Here is a 5,943-nt window from a genome sequence, read left to right on the forward strand (position 1 = left end):
CTCAGAACCCGCGGCGGTGCAAGTTGCGAGGGTGGGCTAAGCGGCTTCGCCGCTTGCGGCCGGTCAGGAGCATCTTGCGCCTGTTTCGCGGCAGCGGTTTGTGAGTTTTGGGTCGGTATCGGGACTGCGGCAGATTTTGCTGCTGTAGCAGCACAAAGTGCTAAAGGCGCTGTGCGCGGCCGGCTTTTGGTACTGGGCGAGATTGTGTAGAGGGCGTGGGAGTGTGCAGTCGCGACGGGATCAAGTTCAGGCGCACATGTTCGTCATGGGGCGGCTCAGCGCGGGGATGTTGCGGGCCGATCCGGATATTTCCGATACGCCGCAGCGGCGGACGTCGCGCGGCCTGGCCATCGGCATCATCGTCGCGGTTCTGCTCGGAATCGGGACCTTCCTGTTCGGAATGATCAACAAGGGCGGCGCCACGGCCTGGAAGGTGCCGGGCGCGCTCGTCGTGGAGAAGGAGAGCGGCGCGCGCTGGCTGTTCCTCAACGGCGAGCTGCACCCGGTGCTCAACCAGGCGTCCGCCCGGCTCATCGCGGGCGCCGACCTGTCGGTGCACACCGTCACCGAGAACTCGCTGCTCGGCACGCCGCGCGGGGCGCCGATCGGGATTCCCGGCGCGCCGGACGGGCTGCCGTCGGCCGCCGCGCTGAGCACCGATCCGTGGCTGACCTGCGCCGCGCCCGTCGGCGGCGGCAAGCGGGACTTCACGATGCTCCTCGGCGAGGCCGGCGGCGAGCCGATGACCGATGAGGACGGTGCCCTGGTCGCCGGGCCCGACGGCACCGTGTTCCTCGCCTGGAAGTGGCAGAAGTTCCGGATGGACGCCCAGACCGCCGGACCCGCCGCGCTCGGCTACGGCACCACCGACCCGATCAAGGTGCCCGCCGGATTCCTCAACTCGCTGCCGTCCGGGCCGGACCTGGTGGCGCCGGAGGTGGCCGGTCGCGGGGCCGGGGGCCCGCAGCTCAGCGGCGCGCCGAGCGTCGTCGGACAGCTGTTCCTCGACGCCGCGAGCAAGCCCTACCTGCTGACCCAGGCCGGGCTGGTGCCGCTCACCGACACGCTGTTCAAGCTGCTCCGGGGCGACCCGCGGACGCAGCAGGTCGCCTACGGCGGACAGCCGGTGGAGCCGCGGCGGATCGGCGCGAGCGACATCACGGGGCACTCGGCCCCGGCCGCGGCGAAGGACGTGCTGACGCGCGACGGCGCATTCCCCGAGACGCCGCCGCAGCTGGTGCCGGACGACGACAAGCAGGCCCTGTGCGTCTCCACCGCAGCCGGTCCGCCGGTGGTGCGGGGCATGTCCCTGGTGCCCAAGGGCATCACGGACGCCGCGAACCCGGTGCTGGCGCAGCCGGGAGTCACGCTGACCTGCTCCCGGCCGGACCGGGTGGCGCTGCAGCCCGGCAGCGGCGTTCTCGCCGCCGCCGCGCCCACGGGCGGCTCCCAGGCGCCGACGATGTACCTGGTGGCCGACAACGGCGTCAAATACCCGGTGCCGTCGGTTGATGTGGCGACCGCGCTCGGCTACCCGGCGAGCCCGGTGGCGATGCCGCCCATGCTCGTCGACCAGTTGCCCACCGGCCCCGCCCTGGATCCGGTCGCGGCCGCCCGGCCGGTGACCGAGACCCCGCAGGTCCCGGCCGTCCCGCAGTGCTGAATCCCCTGCCACGTCCCTGTTCTGGGATGTGGTTGGCGCGGGCCGGCGGTCTTAGTTTCGTGATTGCCACAGGCTTCGAAAACCTTGGAGGAATCGGTGGTCACCTCGCCCAACAACCTTGCTCACGAAGGTGCGAAGCACCAACAACTGACCAGCAGCCTGGTCCAGCACGTCGACTCGATGGACCAGGCCGCCAAGAACGTCCAGCAGATGAACCAGCAGCTGCAGGCCTACATGCGGTCCGGGGCCGGCCGGACGTTCAACACGCAGATCGAGGCGTGGACCCAGAGCTACAACAAGATCAAGGCGAAGGTCGACGAGGTCATCAACAACCTCGGCGCGGCCAAGAAGCAGATCCAGGCGGCGGAAGAGGACAACCAGACCAAGGCCGCCCAGTTCGGGCAGGGCATCTACGACGTCCTGAGCAAGCCGCACAACTGATCCGCTCCGACCCGAATACCTTGTGAGGAACCGAAATGACCGATCTTGACGTCAACAAGGCGGAATCCGAAGCCTTGGTCGCGATGATGTACAAGCAGACCGACAAGCTGAACGGGCACATCGACGAGATCCAGCGGGTCGTCAACCAGATCATCCAGGACCCCGCGCTGTCCGGTCACTGGAAGGACTCGTGGCAGGGCGCGCAGCAGATGATCGACAACGAGCAGAAGAACATGATCCAGCAGTTCCACCAGGGCTCGGGGCTCCTCAACAACGTCACCGAGGCGTACAAGGACGTCGACAAGGTCGCCGCCCAGTACTTCATGTGACGACGGCGAGGTGATGTGCCATGGCTGAAACCGACACCAACAAGCTCGAGATCACAGACGCGGCGATCAGCGGCCAGAAGACCTTCCTCGACAAGTTCTACACGGAGTGGATGAACTCCGAACCGATGAAGAACCTCTCGACGTTCGCCCAGAACAGCAAGGACCTGGACGGCGGCAAGACCGGCAACGGCTACAGCAAGTTGTTGGTCGGTCTCCTGCCGCAGGCGCAGACCCTGACGCAGCGGGCCGGGGAGTTCGCCGGAAACATCGACAACCAGCTCCAGACGCTCGTCAAGGACTGGATGCCGAGCTGGGTCGATGACCTGGAAAAGCTGCAGGCCACGGTCAACAAGACCGAGGACGAGAACACCAAGAAATCGGAGAACTCCTTCTGACCGCTGGTTCGGTCGGTTGGCAATCGGACGCGGTCGGCGACCGCGGGCACGTCGTAGGAGAGTGAGCAGAAATGTCAGCTGCTTGGGAACAAGCGCTCCAGGCCCTCGTGCCCAGTCACTTCAAGGTCGCCGACCGCGACGCCTTCGCCGGCAACGACTCGCCGTCCTGGATCGCCACCGTCGACTACCTGCAGCAGGCTCGTGCGGGCAACAGATTGCTCGGCGACAAGATGCCGGGTGACCCCGCGAACACCTGGGACGTGTACCTGAAGTTCAAGTACGAGTCGTCGAAAGCGCTCACTGTCGGGGCCGACCAAGGTGCACAGGGGTGGAACTGGGGCTATCTCTACATCGGGGTGAACCTCGACTACTCGCAGTTCGGCGCGGGCAGCACTTGGAGCCAGATCCTCGCTCAGGGCAAGGAAATCCTGGACCCGGTGGCGACCATCGCCCCGTTCGAGAACACGGCCGGAAACCAGGTCGTCGCCAGTCAGCCGAGCGTCGACTTCTACATCAAGCAGCTGCAGGACACCCAGACCGCGATCAACCAGTGGGCCGCCGACTTCGAGGCCCAGGCGAAGTCGGTCGGCTCGGGCCAGGGCTTCTCCGGTGAGGCGGCCAAGACCTACCAGAGCAAGCTGGAAGACGCGGTCAAGAAGCTGCGGCGATTCGGCGAAGACGTCGCCAACCCCAGGATGATCGCCGAGCTGCAGAAGGCCAAGGACGCGCTGTCGCAGTACGCTCTCCAGCTGCTCAGCGCCTTCACCGCCTGGCGCCCGGATCTCGAGAACAAAGAGGCGTTCTCGCTGAGCAGCCCGCGGATGGCAGTGGCCGAGGCGCTGCGGAGCATGAACCTCATGATGACCTACTCCTCCGTCGGCGAGGTCAGGGAGATCACCGCCGGCGGTACGAACGTGTCGGTCGAGTCGGAGGAGTTCAAGAAGAAGCTCGACCGGGCGGCCAAGGACCTGTGGAACTCGGATTTCGTCCAGAAGCTCGACGCCCCGGCCGCGCAGGCCATGGGCACGGCCAACGGCAAGTTCGAGCACATCCCGCGGGGGTTCCCCAACGTCCGCCTGGGCCAGATCACCGCCACGTACCAGCCGACCTCGGGCGGCGGCGCGGACGACGACTTCAAGAAGAAGCTGCAGCAGATGCAGGAGGAGAACCAGAAGCTGCAGCAGGACAACCTGAAGCAGCAGGGCGACTTCCAGAAGCAGCAGCAGGACGACTACAAGCAGCAGCAGGAAGACCTCGACAAGCAGAAGCAGGACGAGCTCGAGAAGCAGAACGAGCTGAACAAGACCGACCTCACGCCGGACGAGAACGGCTTGGGCGGTGACAAGAAGCCCGGGGACGACACCGATCCCCCGGACCTGGACAACCTCGACGAGGTCGAGGACCAGAACAAGGAGCTCACCCAGAACCTGACCGAGGGCAACGGCAACGGCACCAACTCGCTGAACGAGGACAAGAACGTCCCGCCGCCGTCGTTCCTCACCGGATCCGGATCGCTGGGCCTCGGCAACAACAACCCGCTCGGCGGCACGACCTACGACCCGAACAACCCGGGTGGGCAGAGCTCCGTCTTCAACCCGGACGGCTCGGTGGCGCGCGGGCCGGACGGCACCCCGCTGACCGTGCCGAACGGCTCGAAGATCAACGCCAACGGCACCATCACCAAGCCGGACGGCACGCTGCTCACCGGGCCGGACGGCAAGCCGATCAAGGTGGATCCGGACTCCGCGATCCGGCCGAACCAGATGTTGCGCAACCCCGACGGGACGTTCGCCACCGGCCCGGACGGCAGGCCGCTCTACGGCCCGTACGGATCCTCCGTCAACCCGCACGGCCAGGTCCTCGACCCGAAGGGCAACCTGGTCCTCGGGCCCAACGGCAAGTTCCTGGGTGCCGTCGATCCGTCGGGCGGGCCGTTCAAGAACAAGATCCCGCTGAACAGCCCGTTCGGGACGAAGACCGTCGGGCCCACCGGGCCGCCGGAGATCGGCGATCCGACGAAGCGTTCAACGGCGAACAGCTCCGCTCTGGACGACGCGTTGCGCAAGCAGTCGACGCCGGTCACCGAGACCGGGCCGAAGGGGCGCGGCAGCGGCGCGAACGGTCAGTCTCCGGTCATGCCGCCACCGATGGGCGGCGGTGGCGCCCCCGGCGGTCAGGAGAAGGAGCGGCAGCGCAACACCTGGCTGACCGAGGATCCGGAAAAATGGGGCAGCCAGGGCGGTTTCACCACCGCCATCGGCCGCTGAACGCGTGAAGGGAGACATACCGTGAACTTCGGCAACCTGCAGGCGCAGATGGAACAGGCGCTCGCGCAGATCACCGAGAAGCAGCAGGAGATGCGCAAGGTCGAGCAGGACCTGCTCAGCCGCACCGCCACGGCCCGCTCCAAGGACCGGATGGTCAGCGCCACCGTCAAGGCCGGCGGCGAACTGGCCAAACTGGAGTTCCACGACGACCGGTACCGGACGATGGCCCGGGCCGAGCTCGCCGACGCCCTCGTGAAGGTCGTGGAGCAGGCCCGCGCCGACATGCTCGACCAGGTCAACGAGACCATGGCGCCGCAGCTGGGCGACATCGCCGACCTGCGCGAATCGCTGGGCGGCGCGTCGCCCTTCAGCGAGTTCCTGGCGCCGCTGATGAAGATGCAGAAGGACGTCACCGACTCGCTGAACCCGGAGCGCGGAAATGGGAAGTAAGTTCGTCGTCACCGAGCAGCTCAGGAAGGACTTCCCGATGCTCGGCGAAGCGTCCGCCGACATGGAGAAGTTCATCTCCTACGCGGACCGCCTGGAAGCCGAGACGATGGCGGCGTCGGGCAGTGAGGGCGACATCACCGACAGCGTCAAGGAAAACGGCGTGCACCTGTTCGCGAACTTCCGGGACCTGAGCAAGACCTTCAAAGAGGCGTTGCAGCAGACCAGCGACAACGGCAAGAAGTTCAACAACGGGGTCGACCGCACCGAACAGGACAACGTTGACAACGCGAACAAGTCCTTCGGGGGTTAGTGCTCGGCGCTGAGCACGATTTCTTAGGGTTTTCGACAGGGTGCTCCCGGGCGCGGGAGCGGGTGGCTGAACGGGGAGGGTGTCAGCT

The 5,943-nt window shown here is 66.5% G+C and carries 7 protein-coding genes; all 7 read left to right on the forward strand.

Going from position 1 to position 5,943, the window contains the following annotated elements; genetic code table 11:
- The first annotated feature begins 223 nt into the window (after window positions 1-223).
- Window positions 224-1,663, forward strand: coding sequence for a type VII secretion protein EccB (gene eccB / locus BLW84_RS10575; protein ID WP_143060913.1), 1,440 nt, complete (start codon window positions 224-226; stop codon window positions 1,661-1,663).
- Window positions 1,664-1,759: 96 nt separating this feature from the next.
- Window positions 1,760-2,104, forward strand: coding sequence for a hypothetical protein (locus BLW84_RS10580; RefSeq protein WP_143060914.1), 345 nt, complete (start codon window positions 1,760-1,762; stop codon window positions 2,102-2,104).
- A gap of 35 nt (window positions 2,105-2,139) precedes the next feature.
- A complete protein-coding gene (locus BLW84_RS10585; protein ID WP_093264282.1) occupies window positions 2,140-2,433 on the forward strand; it encodes a hypothetical protein in 294 nt (97 codons plus the stop codon).
- 20 nt (window positions 2,434-2,453) lie between these two features.
- Window positions 2,454-2,828 carry a hypothetical protein gene (locus BLW84_RS10590; protein WP_093264284.1) on the forward strand — a complete coding sequence of 125 codons (375 nt, stop codon included), beginning with the start codon at window positions 2,454-2,456 and terminating at the stop codon, window positions 2,826-2,828.
- A 71-nt stretch (window positions 2,829-2,899) separates the two neighbouring features.
- Window positions 2,900-5,095, forward strand: coding sequence for a hypothetical protein (locus tag BLW84_RS10595; protein ID WP_143060915.1), 2,196 nt, complete (start codon window positions 2,900-2,902; stop codon window positions 5,093-5,095).
- Between the two features lie 21 nt (window positions 5,096-5,116).
- Entirely contained in the window at window positions 5,117-5,545 is a 429-nt protein-coding gene (locus tag BLW84_RS10600; RefSeq protein ID WP_093264289.1) for a YbaB/EbfC family nucleoid-associated protein, read from the forward strand.
- Complete coding sequence (locus tag BLW84_RS10605; RefSeq protein WP_093264290.1) at window positions 5,535-5,855, forward strand: hypothetical protein; 321 nt, start codon at window positions 5,535-5,537, stop codon at window positions 5,853-5,855. The genes BLW84_RS10600 and BLW84_RS10605 overlap by 11 nt, the downstream gene beginning before the upstream one ends.
- Window positions 5,856-5,943 lie beyond the last annotated feature (88 nt).

Source organism: Saccharopolyspora shandongensis, from assembly GCF_900106995.1.
In the GTDB taxonomy this organism is placed as follows: domain Bacteria; phylum Actinomycetota; class Actinomycetes; order Mycobacteriales; family Pseudonocardiaceae; genus Saccharopolyspora; species Saccharopolyspora shandongensis.

Coding starts and splice junctions, on each gene's coding strand:
- BLW84_RS10590 (WP_093264284.1), top strand. CDS start 2,454: ATGGCTGAAACCGACACCAACAAGCTCGAGATCACAGACGCGGCGATC.
- BLW84_RS10595 (WP_143060915.1), top strand. CDS start 2,900: ATGTCAGCTGCTTGGGAACAAGCGCTCCAGGCCCTCGTGCCCAGTCAC.
- BLW84_RS10605 (WP_093264290.1), top strand. CDS start 5,535: ATGGGAAGTAAGTTCGTCGTCACCGAGCAGCTCAGGAAGGACTTCCCG.
- BLW84_RS10585 (WP_093264282.1), top strand. CDS start 2,140: ATGACCGATCTTGACGTCAACAAGGCGGAATCCGAAGCCTTGGTCGCG.